This is a genomic window from Pseudomonas sp. 25 R 14, from assembly GCF_900004755.1.
In the GTDB taxonomy this organism is placed as follows: domain Bacteria; phylum Pseudomonadota; class Gammaproteobacteria; order Pseudomonadales; family Pseudomonadaceae; genus Aquipseudomonas; species Aquipseudomonas brenneri.
In genome coordinates this window covers 131,724-157,497 of record NZ_CVTS01000036.1, presented here as the reverse complement: position 1 = coordinate 157,497, position 25,774 = coordinate 131,724, and the positions used below count along the sequence as shown (strand labels likewise).

The following is a 25,774-nucleotide window of genomic DNA, read 5'->3' as shown; positions in this document are numbered from 1 at the left end:
CCAACCGCTCTTTAACAACTGAATCAAGCAATTCGTGTGGGTGCTTGTGGAGTCAGACTGATAGTCAACAAGATTATCAGCATCACAAGTTACTCCGCGAGAAATCAAAGATGTAACCAACGATTGCTGAGCCAAGTTTAGGGTTTCTTAAAAACCCAAAGATGTTTGAACTGAAGAGTTTGATCATGGCTCAGATTGAACGCTGGCGGCAGGCCTAACACATGCAAGTCGAGCGGTAGAGAGAAGCTTGCTTCTCTTGAGAGCGGCGGACGGGTGAGTAATGCCTAGGAATCTGCCTGGTAGTGGGGGATAACGTTCGGAAACGGACGCTAATACCGCATACGTCCTACGGGAGAAAGCAGGGGACCTTCGGGCCTTGCGCTATCAGATGAGCCTAGGTCGGATTAGCTAGTTGGTGGGGTAATGGCTCACCAAGGCGACGATCCGTAACTGGTCTGAGAGGATGATCAGTCACACTGGAACTGAGACACGGTCCAGACTCCTACGGGAGGCAGCAGTGGGGAATATTGGACAATGGGCGAAAGCCTGATCCAGCCATGCCGCGTGTGTGAAGAAGGTCTTCGGATTGTAAAGCACTTTAAGTTGGGAGGAAGGGCAGTAAATTAATACTTTGCTGTTTTGACGTTACCGACAGAATAAGCACCGGCTAACTCTGTGCCAGCAGCCGCGGTAATACAGAGGGTGCAAGCGTTAATCGGAATTACTGGGCGTAAAGCGCGCGTAGGTGGTTAGTTAAGTTGGATGTGAAATCCCCGGGCTCAACCTGGGAACTGCATTCAAAACTGACTGACTAGAGTATGGTAGAGGGTGGTGGAATTTCCTGTGTAGCGGTGAAATGCGTAGATATAGGAAGGAACACCAGTGGCGAAGGCGACCACCTGGACTGATACTGACACTGAGGTGCGAAAGCGTGGGGAGCAAACAGGATTAGATACCCTGGTAGTCCACGCCGTAAACGATGTCAACTAGCCGTTGGGAGCCTTGAGCTCTTAGTGGCGCAGCTAACGCATTAAGTTGACCGCCTGGGGAGTACGGCCGCAAGGTTAAAACTCAAATGAATTGACGGGGGCCCGCACAAGCGGTGGAGCATGTGGTTTAATTCGAAGCAACGCGAAGAACCTTACCAGGCCTTGACATCCAATGAACTTTCTAGAGATAGATTGGTGCCTTCGGGAACATTGAGACAGGTGCTGCATGGCTGTCGTCAGCTCGTGTCGTGAGATGTTGGGTTAAGTCCCGTAACGAGCGCAACCCTTGTCCTTAGTTACCAGCACGTAATGGTGGGCACTCTAAGGAGACTGCCGGTGACAAACCGGAGGAAGGTGGGGATGACGTCAAGTCATCATGGCCCTTACGGCCTGGGCTACACACGTGCTACAATGGTCGGTACAGAGGGTTGCCAAGCCGCGAGGTGGAGCTAATCCCACAAAACCGATCGTAGTCCGGATCGCAGTCTGCAACTCGACTGCGTGAAGTCGGAATCGCTAGTAATCGCGAATCAGAATGTCGCGGTGAATACGTTCCCGGGCCTTGTACACACCGCCCGTCACACCATGGGAGTGGGTTGCACCAGAAGTAGCTAGTCTAACCTTCGGGAGGACGGTTACCACGGTGTGATTCATGACTGGGGTGAAGTCGTAACAAGGTAGCCGTAGGGGAACCTGCGGCTGGATCACCTCCTTAATCGACGACATCAGCTGCTCCATAAGTTCCCACACGAATTGCTTGATTCATTGAAGAAGACGAAAGAAGCAGCCCGAAATTGGGTCTGTAGCTCAGTTGGTTAGAGCGCACCCCTGATAAGGGTGAGGTCGGCAGTTCGAATCTGCCCAGACCCACCAATTTTGTGTGGGAAACGCCTGTAGAAATACGGGGCCATAGCTCAGCTGGGAGAGCGCCTGCCTTGCACGCAGGAGGTCAACGGTTCGATCCCGTTTGGCTCCACCACTACTGCTTCTGTTTGTATAAAGCTTAGAAATGAGCATTCCATCGTTGTGATGGTGAATGTTGATTTCTAGTCTTTGACTAGTTCGTTCTTTAAAAATTTGGGTATGTGATAGAAAGATAGACTGAACGTTACTTTCACTGGTAACGGATCAGGCTAAGGTAAAATTTGTGAGTTACTCAGTTTTGAGTATTATCGAATTTTCGGCGAATGTCGTCTTCACAGTATAACCAGATTGCTTGGGGTTATATGGTCAAGTGAAGAAGCGCATACGGTGGATGCCTTGGCAGTCAGAGGCGATGAAAGACGTGGTAGCCTGCGAAAAGCTTCGGGGAGTCGGCAAACAGACTTTGATCCGGAGATGTCTGAATGGGGGAACCCAGCCATCATAAGATGGTTATCTTACGCTGAATACATAGGCGTAAGAGGCGAACCAGGGGAACTGAAACATCTAAGTACCCTGAGGAAAAGAAATCAACCGAGATTCCCTTAGTAGTGGCGAGCGAACGGGGACTAGCCCTTAAGTGGCTTTGAGATTAGCGGAACGCTCTGGAAAGTGCGGCCATAGTGGGTGATAGCCCTGTACGCGAAAATCTCTTAGTCATGAAATCGAGTAGGACGGAGCACGAGAAACTTTGTCTGAATATGGGGGGACCATCCTCCAAGGCTAAATACTACTGACTGACCGATAGTGAACTAGTACCGTGAGGGAAAGGCGAAAAGAACCCCGGAGAGGGGAGTGAAATAGATCCTGAAACCGTATGCGTACAAGCAGTGGGAGCCCACTTTGTTGGGTGACTGCGTACCTTTTGTATAATGGGTCAGCGACTTATTTTCAGTGGCGAGCTTAACCGAATAGGGGAGGCGTAGCGAAAGCGAGTCTTAATAGGGCGTCTAGTCGCTGGGAATAGACCCGAAACCGGGCGATCTATCCATGGGCAGGTTGAAGGTTGGGTAACACTAACTGGAGGACCGAACCGACTACCGTTGAAAAGTTAGCGGATGACCTGTGGATCGGAGTGAAAGGCTAATCAAGCTCGGAGATAGCTGGTTCTCCTCGAAAGCTATTTAGGTAGCGCCTCATGTATCACTGTAGGGGGTAGAGCACTGTTTCGGCTAGGGGGTCATCCCGACTTACCAAACCGATGCAAACTCCGAATACCTACAAGTGCCGAGCATGGGAGACACACGGCGGGTGCTAACGTCCGTCGTGAAAAGGGAAACAACCCAGACCGTCAGCTAAGGTCCCAAAGTTATGGTTAAGTGGGAAACGATGTGGGAAGGCTTAGACAGCTAGGAGGTTGGCTTAGAAGCAGCCACCCTTTAAAGAAAGCGTAATAGCTCACTAGTCGAGTCGGCCTGCGCGGAAGATGTAACGGGGCTCAAACCATACACCGAAGCTACGGGTATCATCTTCGGATGATGCGGTAGAGGAGCGTTCTGTAAGCCTGTGAAGGTGAGTTGAGAAGCTTGCTGGAGGTATCAGAAGTGCGAATGCTGACATGAGTAACGACAATGGGTGTGAAAAACACCCACGCCGAAAGACCAAGGTTTCCTGCGCAACGTTAATCGACGCAGGGTTAGTCGGTCCCTAAGGCGAGGCTGAAAAGCGTAGTCGATGGAAAACAGGTTAATATTCCTGTACTTCTGGTTATTGCGATGGAGGGACGGAGAAGGCTAGGCCAGCTTGGCGTTGGTTGTCCAAGTTTAAGGTGGTAGGCTGGAATCTTAGGTAAATCCGGGATTCTAAGGCCGAGAGCTGATGACGAGTTACTCTTTGAGTGACGAAGTGGTTGATGCCATGCTTCCAAGAAAAGCTTCTAAGCTTCAGGTAACCAGGAACCGTACCCCAAACCGACACAGGTGGTTGGGTAGAGAATACCAAGGCGCTTGAGAGAACTCGGGTGAAGGAACTAGGCAAAATGGCACCGTAACTTCGGGAGAAGGTGCGCCGGTGAGGGTGAAGGACTTGCTCCGTAAGCTCATGCCGGTCGAAGATACCAGGCCGCTGCGACTGTTTATTAAAAACACAGCACTCTGCAAACACGAAAGTGGACGTATAGGGTGTGACGCCTGCCCGGTGCCGGAAGGTTAATTGATGGGGTTAGCTAACGCGAAGCTCTTGATCGAAGCCCCGGTAAACGGCGGCCGTAACTATAACGGTCCTAAGGTAGCGAAATTCCTTGTCGGGTAAGTTCCGACCTGCACGAATGGCGTAACGATGGCGGCGCTGTCTCCACCCGAGACTCAGTGAAATTGAAATCGCTGTGAAGATGCAGTGTATCCGCGGCTAGACGGAAAGACCCCGTGAACCTTTACTATAGCTTTGCACTGGACTTTGAATTTGCTTGTGTAGGATAGGTGGGAGGCTTTGAAGCGTGGACGCCAGTTCGCGTGGAGCCAACCTTGAAATACCACCCTGGCAACTTTGAGGTTCTAACTCAGGTCCGTTATCCGGATCGAGGACAGTGTATGGTGGGTAGTTTGACTGGGGCGGTCTCCTCCTAAAGAGTAACGGAGGAGTACGAAGGTGCGCTCAGACCGGTCGGAAATCGGTCGTAGAGTATAAAGGCAAAAGCGCGCTTGACTGCGAGACAGACACGTCGAGCAGGTACGAAAGTAGGTCTTAGTGATCCGGTGGTTCTGTATGGAAGGGCCATCGCTCAACGGATAAAAGGTACTCCGGGGATAACAGGCTGATACCGCCCAAGAGTTCATATCGACGGCGGTGTTTGGCACCTCGATGTCGGCTCATCACATCCTGGGGCTGAAGCCGGTCCCAAGGGTATGGCTGTTCGCCATTTAAAGTGGTACGCGAGCTGGGTTTAGAACGTCGTGAGACAGTTCGGTCCCTATCTGCCGTGGACGTTTGAGATTTGAGAGGGGCTGCTCCTAGTACGAGAGGACCGGAGTGGACGAACCTCTGGTGTTCCGGTTGTCACGCCAGTGGCATTGCCGGGTAGCTATGTTCGGAATAGATAACCGCTGAAAGCATCTAAGCGGGAAACTAGCCTCAAGATGAGATCTCACTGGAACCTTGAGTTCCCTGAAGGGCCGTCGAAGACTACGACGTTGATAGGTTGGGTGTGTAAGCGCTGTGAGGCGTTGAGCTAACCAATACTAATTGCCCGTGAGGCTTGACCATATAACACCCAAGCAATTTGACTACTCGAAAGAGCATCAGATTGCGGTGTGTGAAGACGAAATGAACCGAAAGTTCGATTCTCACAAAACACCGAATTCTATTACATACCCAATTTGCTGAAGCGAGGCCAACTGGTCACGACTCAGTACCCGAATTTCTTGACGACCATAGAGCATTGGAACCACCTGATCCCATCCCGAACTCAGCAGTGAAACGATGCATCGCCGATGGTAGTGTGGGGTTTCCCCATGTGAGAGTAGGTCATCGTCAAGATTAAATTCCGAAACCCCAATTGCGAAAGCAGTTGGGGTTTTGTTTTTGGCGCTCGGAAAGGGGCTGCTTGCAGCTTGCACCCGCCTTCAATGCTAAAGTCCCTCCCTCGATTTTGCTTTTCCCAAGGAAGCCGTTATGCCGGATGCAACGTCCCTCAGCGCTGGATTCATGGTCGTCCACGGCAATCGCCTGGATGAACTGCGCAGCCTGGTTGTCAGTTGGATGCGCCGTTACCCACTGGCTCCCCTGGAAAACGAAATCGCCCTGGTGCAAAGCAACGGTATCGCGCAATGGCTCAAATTGGCGCTTGCTGAAGATCCGGAAGATGACGATATGGGTGGCTGCGGCATCGCCGCTGCGATCGACGTGCAACTGCCTGGCAGTTTCATGTGGCAGCTCTATCGCATGGTGCTGGGCCGTGACGAAATCCCGGTCAAATCCCTGTTGGATAAAGCCCCGCTGACCTGGCGTCTTATGCGCCTATTGCCCGAGCTGATCGACCAACCGCACTTCGAGCCCCTGCAACGCTTCCTCACCCATGACACCGACCTGCGCAAACGCTACCAACTGGCAGAGCGCCTGGCCGACCTGTTCGACCAATATCAGGTTTACCGCGCAGACTGGCTGGAGGACTGGGCTGCTGGCCGTCACCAACTGCGCAATGTCCGAGGCGAGGCCAAGGCTCTGAGCCCCGCGAACTGCTGGCAGGCCGAGCTATGGCGGGCGTTGCTGCTGGATGTCGGGGAGGAAGGTATGGCGCAGAGCCGGGCCGGTGTCCATCAGCGTTTTATCGAACGTATCAATCACCTGGCGACCGCCCCGCAAGGCCTGCCGTCCCGAGTCATTGTGTTTGGCATTTCTTCCTTGCCGGCCCAGGCCCTTGAGGCTCTAGCCGGCCTGGCGCGTTTCAGCCAGGTATTGCTCTGCGTACACAACCCTTGCCGTCACCACTGGTCCGACATCGTTGCCGATAAAGACCTGCTGAGAAACGAATACAAACGCCAGGCGCGCAAGACCGGGATGCCCGTCACCATCGACCCGCAAACCTTGCACCAGCACGCCCACCCACTGTTGGCCGCCTGGGGCAAGCAAGGTCGCGACTACATCAACCTGCTGGACAGCTACGACGATCCCAACAGCTACCGCTCAGCGTTCCGCGACGGTCGTATCGACCTGTTCAGCGACAGCGAGCCGACCACAATCCTCAACCAGTTGCAGGACGATATCCTCGAGCTGCGCCCGCTCAACGAAACCCGCGAACGCTGGCCCGCTGTTGATCTTCTGCACGACAGCTCGATCCGTTTCCATATCGCCCACAGCGCCCAGCGCGAAGTGGAAATCCTCCACGACCAACTGCTGCAGCGCTTTAGCGACAACCCCTCGCTGCGCCCCCGAGACGTTATCGTCATGGTCCCGGACGTCGACAGCTATGCACCGCATATCCGCGCGGTATTCGGCCAACTGGATAAAAAAGATCCACGCTTCATCCCCTTCACCCTGACTGACCAGGGCCAGCGTGGTCGAGATCCACTGTTGATCGCGGTCGAACATCTGCTCAAACTCCCGGACAGCCGCTTCCCAGTCAGCGAAATCCTCGACTTGCTGGACGTTCCCGCCCTGCGCGAACGTTTCGCCATCCTGGAGCGCGACCTGCCCACCCTGCACCGTTGGATAGAAGGCGCCGGCATCCGCTGGGGCCTTAATGCCGAACAACGCGCAGGCCTTGGCCTGCCCACTGAACTGGAGCAGAACAGCTGGCGTTTCGGCCTGCGCCGCATGCTGCTGGGCTACGCCGTCGGCAGCGGCGCAGCCTGCGCTGGCATTGAGCCCTATGACGAAATCGGCGGCCTCGACGCCGCGCTGATCGGCCCACTGGTCGCCTTGCTTGACGCACTGCACGATGCCCACCAAGCCCTGTCACAACCGGCGACACCGCAAGCCTGGGGCGTACGCCTGCAAGACCTGATGCAGCGCTTCTTCCTGCCCAGCAATGAACACGATGACTATCTGCTGGGCCAGTTGGAGCAACTGCGCGAAGACTGGCTGGAAACCTGCGAGTCCGTCGGCCTGTATGACGAATTACCATTGACCGTCGTTCGTGAGGCCTGGCTTGCCGGCCTCGACCAGGGCCGCCTGTCCCAGCGCTTCCTCGCGGGTGCCGTGAACTTCTGCACCCTGATGCCGATGCGTGCGATTCCGTTCAAGCTGGTGTGCCTGCTAGGCATGAATGATGGCGACTATCCTCGCGCCCAACCGCCGCTGGATTTCGACCTGATGGGCAGCGACTACCGCCCCGGCGACCGTTCTCGCCGCGAAGATGACCGTTATCTATTGCTTGAAGCCCTGCTCTCGGCGCGCGACCAGCTCTACATCAGCTGGGTGGGGCGCAGTATCCGCGACAACAGCGAGCGCCCAGCCTCTGTGCTGATCGGCCAGTTGCGCGACCACCTGGCCAGCGGCTGGCAACATGCCCAGGAGCCGCCGCTGCTGGAGGCAATGACCCAGGAACATCCGCTGCAACCCTTCAGTGCGCGCTATTTCCACGAGGGTGATCCACTGTTCAGCTACGCCCGCGAATGGCAGCTGTTACATGAAGCCCAAGGCGAGCCCGGCGAAGTAACCCGCCTGGCACCCTACCTCCAGGAAGACCCCCTGAGCCTGGGGCAGTTGCAAGACTTCCTGCGCAACCCCGTCAGGCATTTCTTCAGCCAGCGCCTCAAGGTGTTTTTCGAAGCGGCCGAAGTACCCCTGGCCGATGAAGAGCCTTTTGTCCTCGATGCCTTGCAGCGCTACACCTTGAGTGACAGCCTGCTCGCTGCCGCGTTGACCGACCCGGACCATCTGGAGCAAGCCCTGGAGGCCCAGGCGCAACGTCTTCAAGGCAGTGGCCTGTTGCCCATGGTGGGTTTCGGCGAATGCCTGCGTAATGAACTGATCGAGCCCTTGCCTGACTTGCTGCAGCGCTACCAGCAACTCCTGGCGCTTTGGCCTGTGCCCCACAACACGGCAGAACCTGTCAGCTTCACGCACCAGGGTATTGAACTCGATGGCTGGATCAGCGGCTTGCACGGCCGCAGTGATGGCGGTTTGCTCAGCGTGACCACCATCCCCAACAGCATCGGCTCGATCAAGACCCGCAAATGGCATCGCCTGATCCGCCCATGGGTCAATCACCTGGTGGCCTGTGCGTGTGGCTTGCCCTTGAGCACCGGCCTGGTGGCCAGTGATGACACCCTCTTGCTGGCCCCTCTGCAGCAAAATACGGCCCAGGACATCCTCGGTAACCTGCTCCTGGCCTGGCAGGCTGGCATGAGCGAGCCACTACCGGTGGCAGTCAAAACCGCGTTTGCCTGGCTCGGCCAAACTGACCCGGACAAAGCCCAGGCTGCCGCCCTTAAAACCTACGAAGGCGATGGCATCACCCACGATGGCGAGCGCCGCGAAAGCCCTGCACTCACCCGGCAATTTCCCGACTATGCGGCCCTGATTGCCAGCGAGGATTTCGAAGGCTGGTGTGAAACCTTGTACCGTCCACTGATCACCGCTCCCTGGCGATCACTGACCAGCCAGGAGGCTCACTGATGAGCGCCACCAAACCCCTGGCCCTGGCCTTTCCGCTGCACGGCAGCCAACTGATTGAAGCCAGCGCCGGCACAGGCAAGACCTTCACCATCTCGGCGTTGTACCTGCGCCTGGTCCTGGGTCATGGTGGCGACGAAGCCGGTTTTGGCCGCGAATTACTGCCGCCGCAAATTCTCGTCGTAACGTTCACCGATGCCGCGACCAAAGAACTGCGCGAACGCATCCGCACCCGTCTTGCGGAGGCCGCACGCTACTTTCGGGATGAAATCCAGCAGCCCGATGCGCTGATCGCCGAACTGCGCGATCAGTACAGCACCGACCAATGGCCCGCCTGCGCCAACCGACTCGACATCGCCGCGCAATGGATGGACGAAGCCGCCGTCTCGACCATCCACAGTTGGTGCCAGCGCATGCTGCGCGAGCACGCCTTCGACAGTGGCAGCCTGTTTACCCAGACCCTGGAAACCGACCACAGTGACCTGCTCGGCGAAGTGCTGCGCGATTATTGGCGCCTGTTCTGCTACCCGATGCACGGCGATGCCCTGAACTGGGTCCGCAGCAACTGGGGCGGCCCGGCGGCGCTGATGCCCCGGGTGCGTGCGCTGTTTGGCAGTGAGCGCCCCAGTGACGACCCGCGCGAGCCGGCCGAACTGATCGAGGCCTGCCTGCACGAACGCCGTGAGGCCCTGGTGGCGATCAAGGCCCCTTGGCAACAATGGGCCGCCGAGCTGCGCGAGATCTGTTTGCAAGCCGTCGCCGCCAAGGCTGTCGATGGCCGTAAAATGCAGGCCCGTTATTTTGAACCGTGGTTCGAGAAAATCAGCGCCTGGGCCGCCGACGAAACCCTGGAGCAACTGGATATCGGCACCGGCTTCACCCGCCTGACGCCCGACGGCATGGCCGAAGCCTGGAAGGGCGACGCGCCCCATCATCCAGGTATCGAGGCCATGGCGGGGCTCAAAGCCAGCCTCGACGCCCTGCCAACACCCGACGCCGCCGTGTTGCAACACGCGGCCGCGTGGGTGGGTAAACGTTTTGAGGATGAGAAGCGCCGGCGGGCCGAGATGGGCTTCGACGACATGCTCATTCGTCTGGACGCCGCGCTGCAAACCGAGGGCGGCGAGCGCTTGGCCAGCGTGATCCGCGAGCAATTCCCGGTGGCCCTGATCGATGAATTCCAGGACACCGACCCAGTGCAGTACCGGATTTTCGAAAGCATCTACCGCATCGAAGACAACAACCCACACAGCGGGCTGTTTCTGATCGGCGACCCCAAGCAGGCGATCTACGCCTTTCGCGGCGCTGATATCTACACCTACCTGCGCGCGCGCCAGGCCACGACCGGGCGCCTGCACACCCTGGGCACCAACTTTCGTTCCAGCCATGCCATGGTCGAGGCGGTCAACCATGTGTTCGAGCGTGCGGAAACCGGACGTGGGGCGTTTCTGTTCCGCGAGCCAGACGGCGAGAACCCGGTGCCGTTCCAGCCGGTATCGTCCCAAGGCCGCAAGGAACAATTGCAGGTTGATGGCCACACACTGCCCGCCCTGAATATCTGGCACCTGCCCACCGACCAGCCGATCTCCAATGTGCTCTATCGCCAACAACTGGCCGGCGCGTGTGCCAGCCAGATCGTCGCGTTGCTCAATGGCGGCCAGCAGGGCAGTGCAGGGTTTATCAAGGATGCGGACTTCACCCCGGTGCAGCCGTCGAACATCGCCATCCTTGTGCGTGACGGCAAGGAAGCCCAGGCCGTGCGCGGTGAACTGGCCGCGCGTGGCGTGCGCAGTGTGTATCTGTCGGACAAGGATTCGGTATTCGCCTCCCAGGAAGCCCACGACCTGCTCGCCTGGCTCAAGGCCTGTGCCGAACCCGATGTCGAGCGCCCGCTGCGTGCCGCGCTGGCCTGCGTCACCCTCAACCTGTCGCTGGCGGAACTGGAGCAACTGAACCAGGACGAATTGGCCTGGGAACAGCGGGTCATGCAGTTTCGCGACTACCGCGTGGTCTGGCGGACCCAAGGCGTGCTGCCAATGCTGCGGCGCCTGCTGCATGACTTCAAATTGCCGCAAACCCTGATCGCCCGCAGCGATGGCGAGCGCGTGCTGACCAACCTGTTGCACCTGTGCGAATTACTGCAACAAGCGGCTGCTGAACTGGACGGTGAACAAGCACTGATTCGTCATCTGGCCGAACACCTGGCACTCTCGGGCCAGGCCGGTGAAGAGCAGATCCTGCGCCTGGAAAGTGATGAGCAACTGGTCAAGGTGGTGACCATCCACAAATCCAAGGGCCTGGAATACGACCTGGTGTTCCTGCCGTTTATCTGCTCGGCCAAGCCCGTCGACGGCAGCCGCTTGCCGCTGCACTACCACGATGCCCACGGCAAGCCCCAGGTCAGCCTCAAACCCACCGCCGAACTGATCGCCCAGGCCGATGACGAGCGCCTGGCCGAAGACCTGCGCTTGTTCTACGTGGCCTTGACCCGGGCCAAACACGCCTGTTGGCTCGGCGTGGCCGACCTCAAGCGCGGCAACAATAACAGTTCGGTCTTGCACCTCTCGGCCCTGGGCTATCTGCTGGGCGGCGGCGCGCCCCTGGGTGAGTCCGCAGCCCTGGCTCGCTGGCTGATGGACTTGCAGGACGGCTGCGCGGCGATTGCCTATGGGCAAATGCCAGACGCCGACACCAGCACCTACCAGCCACCGCGCAATGAAGCGACCTTGCTTGCGCCGCTGCTACCCAAGCGCAAGGCGGCGGAAAACTGGTGGATTGCCTCCTACAGCGCCCTGCGCATTGGCGAAAGCATGAGCGCCGCCAGCCTGGAGGCCCCGGAAAGCCCACAAGCGCAGAAGCTGTTCGACGACGAACGCCTGGACCCGGATGCACCACGGGAAGTCGCCGCGTCTGGCGGTGACATCCACCGTTTCCCACGCGGTCCCAACCCCGGGACCTTTCTCCATGGGCTGCTGGAATGGGCCGGTAACGAGGGCTTCAACGTCACGCCCGAAGCCATCGAAGATGCGGTCGCCCGGCGCTGCAACCGACGCGGTTGGGAAGGCTGGATCGGCACCCTCAGTGGCTGGCTCGGGCACCTGCTGCAAGCGCCGCTGGGCCTGGGTCATGGGCAGGCATCGGTGACCCTGGGTGACTTGCAGCACTATCAGATCGAAATGGAGTTCTGGTTCGCCAGCCACAAAGTCGACGTGCTCGCCCTCGACCTACTGGTCTGCCAATACACCCACGACGGCGTGTCGCGGGTGGCCGCCGAACCGGTGTTGCTCAATGGCATGTTCAAGGGGTTTATCGACCTGACCTTCGAACACGACGGCCGCTATTACGTGGCCGACTACAAATCCAACTGGCTCGGCGCCGACGATGCGGCCTACACCCGCGAGGCCATGGAACAGTCGATTCTTGACCATCGTTATGATCTGCAATACGTCCTCTACTTGCTGGCCCTGCATCGCCAGCTCAAGGCACGCCTGCCCGATTACGACTACGAGCGGCATGTGGGCGGCGCGCTCTACCTGTTCCTGCGCGGCACCCAGGCGGTGAGCCAGGGCGCGTATTTCACCCGGCCACCACGGGAACTGATCGAGCGCCTGGACCTGCTGTTCCAGGGCAAACCGCCACCACCCAAGGTCGAACCGGCTTGGGAACAAGGAGTCCTGCTATGAGCCTCTCGACTATGCCGTTGGAGGCACTGGCACCGCTGGACCGCGCTGACGACCTGATGCACCTGCTTGCGCGCTGGGTCGAGCGTGGCTGGTTGCGGGCGCTGGACAAGGCGTTCGTGGGCTTTCTCCACGAACTCGACCCACAGGCCGATCCCCTGGTGCTGCTGGCTGCGGCCCTGACCAGTCACCAACTGGGCCACGGTCACGTGTGCCTGGACTTGTTCGAAACCTTGAGTGCCCCGGATTTCGCCCTGTCGCTGCCGCCGGAAGGTGACGTGCAGAGCGGCGTGATGCTGCTGCCCTCGCAACTGCTTGATGGCCAGGAAGGCGCCCATTGGTGCCACGCCCTGGCGGCGAGCCCGCTGGTGGCGCTGGCCGTCGATGGCAGCGCGGCAGCGCAAAGCCGGCCGCTGGTGTTGTCGGGCAAGCGCCTGTATCTGCGACGCTACTGGACCTATGAGCGGCGCATCGACAGCGCACTGCGCCAGCGCCTGGCTACCCAGGAAGCCATTTTGGCCGACTTGCCTCAACGCTTGAATGGCCTGTTCGACCAGGCGCCGCCGGAGGGTGTGGTCGATTGGCAGAAACTCGCCTGTGCCCTCGCCACGCGCGGCGCGTTCAGCATCGTCACCGGCGGTCCCGGCACCGGCAAGACCACCACCGTGGTGCGCCTGCTGGCATTGTTGCAAGCGCCGGCAGTGGAGCAGGGCACGGCGCTGCGCATTCGTCTCGCGGCGCCTACCGGCAAGGCGGCGGCACGCCTGACCGAATCCATCAGCCAGCAAGTGCGTTCGCTGCAAGTGTCTGACGCGGTGCGCGAAAAAATCCCCACCGAGGTCACCACCGTGCATCGCCTGCTGGGCAGCCGTCCCGGCACCCGGCATTTTCGCCATCACGCGGGCAACTTGTTGCCGCTGGATGTGCTGGTGGTCGATGAAGCCTCGATGATCGACCTGGAAATGATGGCCAACCTGCTGGACGCCTTGCCACCCCATGCGCGGCTGGTGCTGCTGGGGGACAAGGACCAATTGGCCTCGGTGGAAGCCGGCGCGGTGCTCGGCGACTTGTGCCGGGATGCCGAGGCTGGCTGGTACAGCCCCCACACCCGGCAATGGCTGGAACACGTCAGCGGTGAAAGCTTGGCGGGCAGCGGCCTGCAGGAAGACCTCGACGCCAGTCATCCCCTGGCACAACAAGTGGTCATGCTGCGCTACTCCCGACGTTTCGGCGAAGGCAGTGGCATCGGTCAGTTGGCACGCTGGGTCAACCAGCAGAATCCCGAACAGGCCCGCCAACTGCTGGACGCCGGCAGCCATGACCTGTTTCGCCTGAGTCTCAAGGGCGAGCATGACCGTGCCCTGGAGCGCCTGGTGCTGGACGGGCAGGGCGCCGATGCCCACGGCTATCGTTATTACCTGAACCTGTTGCGCACCTCGCGCCCAGCGGCCGAGACACCCCGCGACGACCCGCGCTGGACCGACTGGGCGCGCCAGTTGTTACAAGCCTTCGATGCCTTCCAACTGCTGTGCGCGGTCCGTAAGGGGCCCTGGGGTGTGGAAGGCCTCAACCAGCGCATCACCGCCGCGTTGCTCAAGGCCCGGCTGATCGACAGCGACCAGCAATGGTACGAAGGCCGTCCGGTGCTGATGACCCGCAACGACTACGGCCTGGGCTTGATGAACGGCGACATTGGTATCGCCTTGAAATTGCCCGAAAGCGACGGCGGTCCGCAGGTACTGCGTGTGGCTTTCCCGCGCAACGATGGCCAGGGCGGGGTGCGTTTTGTCCTGCCGAGCCGGCTCAATGACGTGGAAACCGTCTACGCCATGACCGTGCACAAGTCCCAGGGCTCGGAGTTCGCCCACACGGCCCTGATCCTGCCGGATGCGTTGAATCCGGTGTTGACCAAGGAGTTGATCTATACCGGCATCACCCGGGCCAAGGATCGCTTCAGTTTGATCGAAACCCGTGGCGGGGTTTTCGAGGAAGCAGTACGGCGCAAGGTGAAACGTTTGAGTGGGCTGATGTTGGAGCTGGGTGCGTAATGGGGTGGGAAAAACCTGACCGCTGTGTAGGTTTTTTCTTAATAAATGGCGGAATCTACCTAGGCCCCGCCTCGCTGGGGTTTCCGCCAATATGCTATCGTTGCGGCATCATCCCGAGAAGATCAAAGAGAATCGCTGCATGAACGTGGCTGTCTCGCCCGCAGAGCGTAGTTGGAGCTGGAGACGAATGCTGCTGTTGGCCGTTCTGTGCTTTGTCACGCCTTTGGCTTTTGCCCAGGTGTCCACTGCCAGTGCGGCCGACCAGCGAGCCCAGGCAGTGACCCAAGTGGTACTGGGGATTCTCAGCTACGCCCGCTGGCCGGTGGAGCCCGCCCAACTGCGCTTGTGCATCGTTGGCCCGACCCAATACACCGATGACCTGGTCAAGGGCACCACCCAGGCCACCGGCCGGCCGGTGGTGGTCCAGCGTCTGCTGGCGGATAACCCTGCCATCGTCAATGCCTGCGACGCGTTGTATATCGGCAAGCTCGCCCCTGAGGAGCGCAGCCGCCTGTTCTCCGCGCTGATCGGTCATCCGGTGCTGAGCATCAGCGAAGGCGGCGACCAATGCACCGTAGGCAGCCTGTTCTGCCTGCGGGTGAGCGATGAGCAGGTATCGTTCGAGGTCAACCTCGACTCCGTGGCCCGCAGCGGTGTGCGCATTCATCCCAGCGTCCTGCAATTGTCCCGTCGCCGAGCGCCGGAACCATGAGGCTGCGCACCGCCACAACCCGGCCCACATTACGCTCGGTCCTTGGTCGCGGGCACCTGAGTGTGGCGTTGCTGGCAGTGGGCATGGCCAGTGTGTCCCTGACCCTGCTCGGTGTGCTGGCCCTGCGGGTCTACGCCGATCACAACCTGCACCTGATCGCGCGCTCCATCAACTACACCGTGGAAGCGGCAGTGGTGTTCAACGACCGCGTAGTGGCCACCGAGGCCCTGGCGATGATCGCCTCCACCGAAGAAGTGGCCGAAGCCCGGGTGTTGGATGTGAACGGCGTCACCCTGGCGCACTGGGTGCGCCCGGAAACAGGGGTGCTGTCCAAGGTGGAGCTGGAGCTGGCCCATTCGCTGCTTGAAGAACCCATCAGCCAACCGATCCTGCGCGATGGCAAAAAAATCGGCACCGTCGAGTTGAGTGGCCACGGCGGTAGTCTGTTGCGCTTTTTGCTCAGTGGCCTGGCCGGGATCATCGTCTGCACGGCCCTCAGCGGCTGGGTGGCGATCTACCTGGCGCGACGCATGTTGCGCGGCATCACCGGCCCACTGCACCGCCTGGCCGATGTGGCCCACGCCGCGCGCAGCGAACGGGCTTTCGACCGGCGTGTGCCGCCGGCGCAGATTGCCGAACTCGACAGCCTGGGCAATGACTTCAATGCCCTGCTCGACGAACTGGAAGCCTGGCAAACCCACCTGCAAAGCGAGAACGAAACCCTCGCTCACCAGGCCAGCCATGACAGCCTGACCGGGCTGCCCAACCGCGCGTTCTTCGAGGGCAGGCTGATTCGCGCGTTGCGCAGTGCGGCCAAACTCAACGAGCGGGTGGCGGTGCTGTTTCTCGACAGCGACCGTTTCAAAGACATCAATGACAGCTTTGGCCACGCCGCTGGCGACGTGGTGCTGGTGGCGGTGGCCGCGCGGGTGCGTGCGCAACTGCGCGAAAGTGACCTGGTGGCACGCCTGGGCGGTGACGAATTCGCCATCCTGCTCTCACCCCTGCACAAGCTCGAAGATGCCCAGCGCATCGCCGACAAAATCATCGCCAGCATGGACCAACCCATTCCGCTGCCGGGCAACACCCAAGTGTTGACCTCACTCAGTATCGGCATCGCCGTTTATCCCGATCATGGCGCCACTCCCGGCGCCCTGCTCAATGCCGCAGATGCGGCAATGTACCAGGCCAAACGCCTTTCCCAGGGTGGCCAGCACACGGCGGAGTCGGAGCACTCTGTCGCCAATGTTCAACACAGGAGTTGATCCCTTGTTTGCTAACACACGCGTTCTCTTTATCACCTTGTTTATCGCCCTGCTGGCGCTGAGCGGCTGCCAGACCGCCCCGCCCAAAGGCCTGACACCCGCACAAGTGGCGGTGCTCAAGCAACAAGGCTTCGAACTGACTGACGAAGGCTGGGCATTTGGCCTGTCGGGTAAAGTGCTGTTTGGCAGCGACGTCGAAAAACTCAACAAGCCCAGCACTGAAATCGTCGAACGCATCGGCAAGGCCCTCTCTGGCGTAGGCATCGAACGCGTGCGCGTAGACGGCCACACTGATGCCTCGGGCAAGGAGTCCTACAACCAGCAACTGTCCCTGCGCCGGGCGAAAAGCGTTGGCAAGGTCTTGGTCGCCGTGGGTATGAAGGAAGAAAATGTGCAACTGCGCGGCCTGGGCAGCAGCGAGCCGGTAGCGCCCAACACCACAGTGGCGGGGCGTACCGAAAACCGCCGGGTATCGATTGTGGTGATCGCCGACTGAGCCAACAGCTCGGTCTAAATTTGAAATACGTTCAACTGTGGGAGCGGGCTTGCTCGCCCCATAGTTGGTTCAGCGTTCTGGCGGCTATTGGGCAAACACCATCGTCCGCGTTTGTCCCATCAACAACTCCTGGTTCTGTTCCGTCACCTCGCGGATGTAATCCCACAACAGCGTAATCCGCTTCAACTTGCGCAAGTCCTCCCGGCAATACATCCAGAACTGCCGCGTAATAGTGATCTCCTCCCCCAACACCGGCAGCAACCGCGGATCCTGCGCGGCCAAGAAGCACGGCAATATCGCCAGTGAACGCCCCTGCTGCGCGGCCACGTACTGCGCGATCACGCTGGTGCTGCGCAGGCTGGCGCTGGCGCCCGGGATCACATTGGCCAGGTACAGCAGCTCCGAGCTGAACGCCAGGTCATCCACATAGCTGATAAACGGATGCTCGGTCAGGTCGGCGGGGCGGCGGATGGGGGGGTGTTGGTCGAGGTAGTCCTGGGTCGCGTACAGCTGCAGTTTGTAGTCGCACAATTTGCAGCACACGTAGGGGCCGTGTTCCGGGCGTTCCAGGGCGATGACGATGTCGGCTTCGCGCTTGGACAGGCTGATGAAGTGGGGCAGGGGCAGGATATCCACCGAGATCGCCGGGTAGGTGTCGACGAAGTGGCTCAGTTGCGGGGTGACGAAGAAACTGCCGAAGCCCTCGGTGCAGCCCATGCGCACATGCCCGGACAGCGCCACACCAGAGCCGGACACTTGTTCGCAGGCCATGTGCAGGGTGCTTTCGATGGACTCGGCGTAACCCAGCAAACGCTGGCCTTCGTTGGTCAGGACAAAGCCGCTGGTGCGGGATTTTTCGAACAACAGGGTGCCCAGGGATCCTTCCAAGGAACTGATGCGCCGCGACACGGTGGTGTAGTCCACTGCCAGGCGCTTGGCGGCGACGCTGGCCTTGCGGGTGCGCGCCACTTCGAGGAAAAACTTCAGGTCATCCCAGTTCAGCGACCCCAAGGATGTGATGTTTTTTTGCATGTTGGACCGGCTTTTATGTGGGTTCTTATTGGATGTTTGCACATCTATACTCCAAAAATCGTCCGAACGCCTCATCCTCAAGGCGCTTCACGCCTTGGCTCTCTGCATAACTACAAGATCTGGAGACCACAATGAACGCATCGCTTACGTCTGCCGATACCACCGTGAAACAGGCCAAACTGTTGATCAACGGTGAATGGGTCGAGTCCAAGACCACCGAGTGGCAAGACATCGTCAACCCGGCGACCCAGCAAGTCCTGGCCCGTGTGCCCTTTGCCACGGCCGATGAAGTCAACGCTGCCATCGACGCCGCCCAGCGCGCCTTCCAGACCTGGAAGCTGACGCCTATCGGCGCGCGCATGCGCATCATGCTCAAGCTACAGGCCCTGATCCGTGAGCACTCCAAGCGCATTGCCGCAGTGCTCAGCGCCGAGCAGGGCAAGACCATTGCCGACGCTGAAGGCGATATTTTCCGTGGCCTGGAAGTGGTCGAGCACGCCTGTTCCATCGGCACCCTGCAAATGGGCGAATTTGCCGAGAACGTGGCCGGTGGTGTCGACACCTACACCCTGCGCCAACCGATCGGCGTGTGCGCTGGCATCACCCCGTTCAACTTCCCGGCAATGATCCCGTTGTGGATGTTCCCGATGGCCATCGCCTGCGGTAACACCTTCGTGCTCAAGCCTTCGGAGCAGGATCCACTGTCGACCCTGATGCTGGTGGAGCTGGCGCTGGAGGCTGGCGTGCCAGCGGGCGTGCTGAACGTGGTCCATGGTGGCAAGGATGTGGTGGACGCACTCTGCACCCACAAAGATATCAAGGCCGTGTCCTTCGTTGGCTCGACCGCCGTCGGCACCCACGTCTACGACCTGGCGGGCAAACACGGCAAGCGCGTGCAGTCGATGATGGGCGCGAAGAACCACGCCGTGGTCCTGCCGGACGCCAACCGCGAACAAACCCTCAATGCCCTGGTCGGCGCCGGTTTCGGTGCTGCCGGTCAACGCTGCATGGCCACTTCGGTGGTGGTGCTGGTGGGCGCCGCCAAGCAATGGCTGCCGGACCTCAAGGCCCTGGCGCAGAAACTCAAAGTGAACGCCGGCAGCGAAGCCGGAACGGACGTTGGCCCAGTGATTTCCAAACGCGCCAAGGCACGTATCCTCGACCTGATCGAAAGCGGCGTGAAAGAAGGCGCCAAGCTGGAGCTGGACGGGCGCGGTATCCAGGTGCCGGGCTTCGAGCAAGGTAACTTCGTCGGCCCGACCCTGTTCTCGGGCGTGACCACCGACATGCAGATCTACACCCAGGAAATCTTCGGCCCGGTGCTGGTGGTTTTGGAAGTCGACACCCTCGACGAAGCCATCGCCCTGGTCAACGCCAACCCGTTCGGCAACGGCACCGGCCTGTTCACCCAGAGCGGTGCGGCGGCGCGCAAATTCCAGAGCGAAATCGACGTCGGCCAGGTGGGCATTAACATCCCGATCCCGGTGCCGGTCCCGATCTTCAGCTTCACCGGTTCCCGTGGTTCGAAACTCGGCGACCTGGGCCCGTACGGCAAGCAAGTGGTGCAGTTCTACACCCAGACCAAAACCGTCACCAGCCGCTGGTTCGACGACAGCAGTGTCAATGATGGCGTCAACACCACCATCAACCTGCGTTGATCAAGGAGACGACCATGAAGATTGCATTTATCGGCCTGGGCAACATGGGCGCGCCCATGGCCCGCAACCTGATCAAGGCCGGCCACGCGCTGAACCTGTTCGACCTGAACCAGACGGTGCTCAACGAACTGGCCGCGCTGGGCGGCACTATCAGCGCGTCGCCGCGGGATGCAGCCCAGGGCGCCGAGCTGGTGTTGACCATGCTGCCGGCCGCGGCCCATGTGCGCAGCGTCTGGCTGAATGAAGACGGCGTGCTCGCCGGTATCGGCAAGGGCGTGCCTGCGGTGGATTGCAGCACCATCGACCCGCAAACCGCGCGTGACGTAGCGGCTGCGGCAGCCAAACACGGCGTGGCGATGGCCGATGCACCGGTCTCCGGCGGCACCGGTGGCGCCCAGGCCGGGACATTGACCTTTATGGTCGGCGCCAACCCGGAACTGTTCGCCACCCTGCAGCCGGTGCTGGCGCAGATGGGTCGCAACATCGTGCATTGCGGTGATGTGGGCACCGGGCAGATCGCCAAGATCTGTAACAACCTGCTGTTGGGGATCAGCATGGTTGGCGTCAGCGAGGCCATGGCCCTGGGCGATGCCCTGGGTATCGACACGCAAGTGCTGGCCGGCATCATCAACAGCTCCACCGGGCGCTGCTGGAGTTCCGACACCTACAACCCATGGCCGGGGGTGATCGAAACCGCGCCGGCCTCCCGGGGGTATACCGGCGGGTTTGGTGCCGACCTGATGCTCAAGGATTTGGGCCTGGCGACTGAAGCCGCACGCCAGGCGCACCAGCCAGTGATCCTGGGCGCGGTGGCGCAGCAGTTGTATCAATCGATGAGCCAGCGCGGGGACGGGGGCAAGGACTTCTCGGCGATCATCAACAGCTATCGCAAACCCCAGTAAGGTATTTTCCGGGAACCCGCGTCGGGCGGGTTCCCGGTTTTTTCGTGGTCAGGCAAACACGAAATACTTACGCACCGTCTCGACCACTTCCCACGTGCCCGTCATGCCGGGCTCTACCACAAAGATATCCCCAGCCCGCAGATGGATCGGCGCCAGGCCGTCCGGGGTGATCACGCAGTAGCCTTCCTGAAAGTGGCAGTATTCCCACTTCACATATTCCACCCGCCATTTGCCGGGGGTGCAGATCCAGGTGCCCATGATCTTGCTGCCGTCTTCGCTGGTGTAGGCGTTGAGGTTGACGGTGTGCGGGTCACCTTCGAGCTTTTCCCATTTACAGGCGTCCAGCACCGGCAGGGGGTGGGTATCGCGCAATACGGTGATTGGCTGGGACATGATGGCTCCAAGGCAGGAAAGGGAAAGGTGAACCCTATAGCGCCGGGGCGAATGCCAGTGGTCTGAACTCGACATCGGGATGCCCAGAAGCGCATTGGAATACGATCTTAAAACCTGCACAGCCCCCCTGTAGGAGCGAGCTTGCTCGCGAAGAACTTGAGAGCGCCGCGTTTACCTAGCAAACACGCGTTATTGTTGACGTCCTTCGCGAGCAAGAACTAGGCGTCCCCCTCGCTCCTACAGAAATCAGAATCCGCTTAACTGACTGGCATTAGGGCAAGCCCGCTCCCACATTTGATCTGCGGCGGCTGATGGATCCGTTCAATAATCGGATGTTTCTTCGCAGTAAGTGCGAAAGAAATCCTGCCGGGCGCTGGAAATCGCAAGAATATTTACCGCTGGCCCTCGTATCATTCACTTTAGAAACAACCGAGAGCCTCGTATGAATCCAATAAAAACGTGGTGGGACATCAGCCCGCCCTTGAGCACCGCCACCCCGACCTGGCCGGGCGATACGCCATTCCAGGAAGAGCGCGTCTGGCAGTTCGGCCCCGAATGCCCGGTGAATGTCGGGCGCATCACCCTGTCGCCCCACACCGGCGCCCACGTCGATGCGCCGCTGCACTACAGCGCCGACGGCGCGCCTATCGGCGAAGTGTCGCTGGACGTGTATATGGGCCCGTGTCGGGTGCTGTATTGCCTGGACAGCGGCGCGCTGGTGCAACCGGAGCAGTTGCAAGGCCGCCTGGACAACCTGCCGGAGCGGGTTCTGCTGCGTACTTATCAACAGGCGCCGCTGACGAGCTGGGATTCGAACTTCACCGCTGTCGCCAAGGAAACCGTCGAGCTGCTGGCCAGCCTCGGCGTGCGCCTGATCGGCATCGACACCCCGTCCCTGGACCCGCAACAGTCCAAGACCATGGACGCCCACAACGCCGTCGCCCGTCATGGCATGGCGATTCTCGAAGGCATCGTCCTCGACGACGTGCCGCAGGGCGACTACGAGTTGATCGCCCTGCCGCTGCGTTTTGCCAACCTCGATGCCAGCCCGGTACGAGCAATCCTGCGCCCGCTCAAGGAGCCCACGCGATGAGCCAGTGTCCTTTTTCCCCTGATTACCAGCCGCCGGAAGAATGGCATAACGCTGAGCTGAATTTTTCCGAGTCGATGAGCTACGGCGATTACCTGGACCTGGGCAAAGTGCTCACGGCCCAGCACCCGCTGTCGCCGGACCACAATGAAATGCTGTTTATCATCCAGCACCAGACTTCCGAGCTGTGGATGAAGCTGATGCTGCACGAGCTCAAGGCTGCCCGTGAACACGTGCGCCTGGGTGAGTTGGCGCCGGCGTTCAAGATGCTGGCGCGGGTGTCGCGGATCTTCGACCAACTGGTACACGCCTGGGCGGTGCTGGCGACCATGACGCCGTCGGAGTACAAGGCGATCCGCCCGTACCTGGGGCAGTCGTCGGGCTTCCAGTCGTTCCAGTACCGGGAAATCGAGTTCATCCTCGGCAATAAAAGCGCGGCACTGTTGCGGCCTCATGCGCATCGCCCAGAGCTGCTGAAGGAACTGCAAGTGGCGATTGCCACGCCGTCGCTGTATGACGAGGCGATCAACCTGATGATCAAGGCGGGCCTGGCGATTGACCCGCAACGCGCGCAACGCGACCCGACGGCGCCCACGGTGCATGACGAATCCGTGGAAGCAGCGTGGCGCGAGGTGTATCGCGATCCGAACCGGTACTGGGACCTGTACCAGTTGGCCGAGAAGTTTATCGACCTGGAAGACTCGTTCCGCCAATGGCGCTTCCGCCATGTGACCACGGTGGAGCGGATCATCGGCTTCCAGCCGGGTACCGGCGGCACCGAGGGCGTGGGCTACCTGCGCAAGATGCTCGACACCGTGCTGTTCCCCGAGCTGTGGCGAGTGCGTTCAACGCTCTGATTGAAACCCAACAAAAAGCCCCGGCACTCATCGAGTACCGGGGCTTTTTGTTGGTCGTGTATTCCTGTTGTGGCCCTGTTCATGTGGGAGCCGGGCTTGCCCGCGATGCAGGCGGCTCGGTCGTTCAGTTAGACCGAGCCGCCTGCATCGCAGGCAAGCCAGCTCCCACACAAGCCAGCTCCTACCAGGTTATTGCGCGACGGCCAAGGCCTTGGCCTTTCTCGACCGCAACCAATACGCCGCAAACAGAATCCCCACCCACACCGGCATCGCATACACCGACGGGCGCATGTCCGGAATCGCCAGCATCACGCCCACGATCACCAGCATGAACGCCAGGCACAGGTAGTTGCTGAACGGGAACCAGAAGGTCTTGAACGACGGCACCACGCCTTGTTCGCCCATGGCTTTGCGGAACTTGATGTGGGTCAGGCTGATCAGCGCCCAGTTGATCATCAGCGAGGCAACCACCAGCGCAAACAACAGCACCAGGGCATCCTTGGGCGCCACGTAGTTGATCACCACGCACAGCAGCGTCACCAGGGCCGAAATGCCCAGGGCACGCAGTGGCACGCCTTGCTTGTTGAGTTTCATCAGCGCCTTGGGCGCGTCGCCTTGCTCGGCCAGGCCGAACAGCATGCGGCTGTTGCAATACACGCCGCTGTTGTACACCGACAGCGCGGCGGTCAGCACCACGAAGTTGAGGATGTGCGCAGCGGTGTCGTTACCGATCAGCGAGAAGATCTGCACGAACGGGCTGGCGCTGTAGGCATCGCCCGAGGCACCGAGGGTTTGCAGCAGTTGATCCCATGGGTACAGCGACAGCAGCACGGTCAGTGCGCCGACGTAGAAAATCAGGATCCGGTACACCACCTGGTTGATCGCCTTGGGGATCACTTTGCGCGGCTCGCTGGCTTCGGCTGCGGTAATACCTACCAGCTCCAGGCCACCGAACGAGAACATGATGAAGGCCATGGCCATCAGCAGGCCCATGCCGCCATTGGGGAAGAAGCCGCCGTGGTCCCACAGGTTGCTGATCGACGCTTGCGGGCCGCCGGTGCCGCTGAACAGCAGGTAGCAGCCGAGCACGATCATGCCGATGATCGCCACCACCTTGATGATCGCGAACCAGAACTCGGTCTCACCGAAGAACTTCACGTTCAGGGTGTTGATCAGGTTCACCGCAATGAAGAACACCACGGCACTGACCCAGGTCGGTATTTCCGGCCACCAGAACTGGATGTACTTGCCCACGGCTGTCAGTTCGGCCATGCCCACCAGTACATACAGCACCCAGTAGTTCCAGCCGGCGAGGAAGCCGGCATACCCGCCCCAGTATTTGTGGGCGAAGTGGCTGAAGGAGCCGGCGACCGGTTCCTCGACGATCATCTCGCCCAGCTGGCGCATGATCAGGAACGCGATGAACCCGGCTATCGCATAGCCCAGGATCATCGACGGCCCCGCCGACTTCAGTACCCCGGCCGAACCGAGGAACAAACCCGTACCAATCGCCCCTCCCAGGGCAATCAGCTGAATATGCCGGTTTTTCAGGCCACGCTTGAGGCCCACCGGGTTAACCATGTCATCCGCCATTAACATTCCCTTCTACTTGTTTTTTTCAGGGTTGATCCTGCACGCCAGACCCGCCCCTCACTGCTGAGGGGTCAGATATTACTCTCGGTAAACTTTTCGTAATACAGCTGAACGCCATCAAGTGCCTGATCTTGCAGCCAGTTCTTGATGGATTCGACCATTGGAGGGGGGCCGCATACGTACATATCGGCCGAACTGTCCCGCAATTCGGCCATGTCGAAATGCTCGGTCAGATAGCCACGTTTGCCGGTCCACTGCGGCGATGGGTCGCTGAGCACTTCGGTGTAGCGAAATCCCGGGATTGATTCGGCATAGGCCTGGATGCGCTGCGCTGCGCACAAATCTTCAGCGCCACGCACGCCGTAGTACAGATGCACCGGTTGCTCGCAGCCGCGCTCGGCCAATTCGTCCAGCATCCCCAGCAGCGCCGACAACCCGGTACCGCCAGCCACCAGTACCAGCGGCTGGGTCACGTGGCGCAGATAAAACGCGCCCAGGGGGGCCTCCAGTCGCAGTTCATCGCCGACTTGGCAGCGTTCGCGGATGTAATTGCTCATCACCCCGTCCGGCAGCAGGCGGATCAGAAACTGCAAACGGTTGCCCGGACGGTTGGCAAAGGAGTACGAGCGCTGACTATCGGAGCCGGGAATCGACAGCCGGGCGTACTGGCCTGGCAGAAAATCCAGGTCCTGCTCAAGCTGCAGCGACAAAATCGCGGTGCTGGCCGACACCTGTTGCACCGCGAACACCTTGGCGCTGAGCTGCACCGGCCCTGGCGCATTGCACAGGCTTGAATCGAAATCGAAGTAAAACGCCGCGTCGGATTGCACCCGGGTCTGGCAACTGAGCATCTTGCGTTGTTGCAGGTCGCGGCTGGAAAGCGCCTCGTCGTCGACATAATCCTGGCTGTAGTCGCCGGACTCGCAGCGCCCCTGGCAGGTGCCGCAGACACCTTCGCGGCAATCGAGGGGGATCTTGATCCCGTTGCGCAGCGCCGCATCCAGCAGGATCTCGTTGGCGCCCACCGGGAAGAACAAGGTCTTGCCGTCGGCAAAACTGAAGGCCACTTTGTGATTCATCCACCG

The 25,774-nt window shown here is 60.0% G+C and carries 14 protein-coding genes, 2 tRNA genes and 3 rRNA genes; 15 read left to right on the top strand and 4 right to left on the bottom strand.

Annotated features, from left to right (window positions below; all coding sequences use genetic code 11):
* Positions 1-167: 167 nt before the first annotated feature.
* The 11 genes from BFQ03_RS09940 (at position 168) to BFQ03_RS09890 (ending at position 17,164) form a co-directional block, all read left to right on the top strand.
* Positions 168-1,704, top strand: a 16S ribosomal RNA gene (locus tag BFQ03_RS09940).
* A gap of 81 nt (positions 1,705-1,785) precedes the next feature.
* Positions 1,786-1,862, top strand: a tRNA-Ile gene (locus BFQ03_RS09935).
* A 30-nt stretch (positions 1,863-1,892) separates the two neighbouring features.
* Positions 1,893-1,968: transfer RNA gene (locus tag BFQ03_RS09930), tRNA-Ala, on the top strand.
* A gap of 249 nt (positions 1,969-2,217) precedes the next feature.
* Positions 2,218-5,111 (top strand): 23S ribosomal RNA (locus BFQ03_RS09925).
* Positions 5,112-5,268: 157 nt separating this feature from the next.
* A 5S ribosomal RNA gene (gene rrf, locus BFQ03_RS09920) occupies positions 5,269-5,384 on the top strand.
* Together the 16S, 23S and 5S rRNA genes with 2 tRNA genes alongside form the textbook arrangement of a ribosomal RNA operon.
* Positions 5,385-5,519: 135 nt before the next feature.
* Positions 5,520-8,966, top strand: coding sequence for an exodeoxyribonuclease V subunit gamma (recC, locus tag BFQ03_RS09915; RefSeq protein WP_065942976.1), 3,447 nt, complete (start codon positions 5,520-5,522; stop codon positions 8,964-8,966).
* Positions 8,966-12,646, top strand: coding sequence for an exodeoxyribonuclease V subunit beta (gene recB / locus BFQ03_RS09910; protein WP_065942975.1), 3,681 nt, complete (start codon positions 8,966-8,968; stop codon positions 12,644-12,646). The genes recC and recB overlap by 1 nt, the downstream gene beginning before the upstream one ends.
* Positions 12,643-14,691 carry an exodeoxyribonuclease V subunit alpha gene (recD, locus tag BFQ03_RS09905; protein ID WP_032862798.1) on the top strand — a complete coding sequence of 683 codons (2,049 nt, stop codon included), beginning with the start codon at positions 12,643-12,645 and terminating at the stop codon, positions 14,689-14,691. The genes recB and recD overlap by 4 nt, the downstream gene beginning before the upstream one ends.
* Positions 14,692-14,830: 139 nt before the next feature.
* A complete protein-coding gene (locus tag BFQ03_RS09900; protein ID WP_065942974.1) occupies positions 14,831-15,403 on the top strand; it encodes a regulatory sequestration protein YfiR in 573 nt (190 codons plus the stop codon).
* Positions 15,400-16,668, top strand: coding sequence for a diguanylate cyclase DgcN/YfiN (locus BFQ03_RS09895; RefSeq protein WP_032862801.1), 1,269 nt, complete (start codon positions 15,400-15,402; stop codon positions 16,666-16,668). Before BFQ03_RS09900 ends, BFQ03_RS09895 begins: the two co-directional genes overlap by 4 nt.
* A 4-nt stretch (positions 16,669-16,672) precedes the next feature.
* Positions 16,673-17,164, top strand: coding sequence for an outer membrane lipoprotein YfiB (locus BFQ03_RS09890; protein ID WP_032862802.1), 492 nt, complete (start codon positions 16,673-16,675; stop codon positions 17,162-17,164).
* Positions 17,165-17,248: 84 nt separating this feature from the next.
* Here BFQ03_RS09890 and BFQ03_RS09885 read toward each other — a convergent pair whose 3' ends face one another.
* Positions 17,249-18,196, bottom strand: coding sequence for a LysR family transcriptional regulator (locus BFQ03_RS09885; RefSeq protein ID WP_065942973.1), 948 nt, complete (start codon positions 18,194-18,196; stop codon positions 17,249-17,251).
* A 131-nt stretch (positions 18,197-18,327) separates the two neighbouring features.
* On the opposite strand from BFQ03_RS09885, the gene BFQ03_RS09880 reads away from it, so the two are divergent.
* Together BFQ03_RS09880 and mmsB are read left to right on the top strand one after the other, a co-directional pair.
* Positions 18,328-19,854, top strand: a complete 1,527-nt coding sequence (locus BFQ03_RS09880; protein WP_032862806.1) for a CoA-acylating methylmalonate-semialdehyde dehydrogenase — start codon at positions 18,328-18,330, stop codon at positions 19,852-19,854.
* 14 nt (positions 19,855-19,868) lie between these two features.
* On the top strand, positions 19,869-20,756 hold the full coding sequence (gene mmsB, locus BFQ03_RS09875) for a 3-hydroxyisobutyrate dehydrogenase (RefSeq protein WP_032862808.1): 888 nt from the start codon (positions 19,869-19,871) through the stop codon (positions 20,754-20,756).
* 48 nt (positions 20,757-20,804) lie between these two features.
* Here the strand turns inward: mmsB and BFQ03_RS09870 are convergent, their stop codons facing one another.
* The gene (locus BFQ03_RS09870; RefSeq protein WP_032862809.1) at positions 20,805-21,149 is read right to left on the bottom strand and encodes a cupin domain-containing protein; all 345 of its coding nucleotides are present in this window, start codon (positions 21,147-21,149) and stop codon (positions 20,805-20,807) included.
* A gap of 442 nt (positions 21,150-21,591) precedes the next feature.
* On the opposite strand from BFQ03_RS09870, the gene kynB reads away from it, so the two are divergent.
* Both kynB and kynA read left to right on the top strand, forming a co-directional pair.
* Complete coding sequence (gene kynB / locus BFQ03_RS09865; protein ID WP_032862810.1) at positions 21,592-22,242, top strand: arylformamidase; 651 nt, start codon at positions 21,592-21,594, stop codon at positions 22,240-22,242.
* The gene (gene kynA / locus BFQ03_RS09860; protein WP_032862811.1) at positions 22,239-23,096 is read left to right on the top strand and encodes a tryptophan 2,3-dioxygenase; all 858 of its coding nucleotides are present in this window, start codon (positions 22,239-22,241) and stop codon (positions 23,094-23,096) included. The genes kynB and kynA overlap by 4 nt, the downstream gene beginning before the upstream one ends.
* 189 nt (positions 23,097-23,285) lie before the next feature.
* On the opposite strand, the gene BFQ03_RS09855 is transcribed toward kynA, so the two are convergent.
* On the bottom strand, positions 23,286-24,689 hold the full coding sequence (locus tag BFQ03_RS09855) for an amino acid permease (RefSeq protein ID WP_032862813.1): 1,404 nt from the start codon (positions 24,687-24,689) through the stop codon (positions 23,286-23,288).
* Between the two features lie 71 nt (positions 24,690-24,760).
* Complete coding sequence (antC, locus tag BFQ03_RS09850; RefSeq protein ID WP_065942972.1) at positions 24,761-25,768, bottom strand: anthranilate 1,2-dioxygenase electron transfer component AntC; 1,008 nt, start codon at positions 25,766-25,768, stop codon at positions 24,761-24,763.
* Between the last annotated feature and the right edge of the window lie 6 nt (positions 25,769-25,774).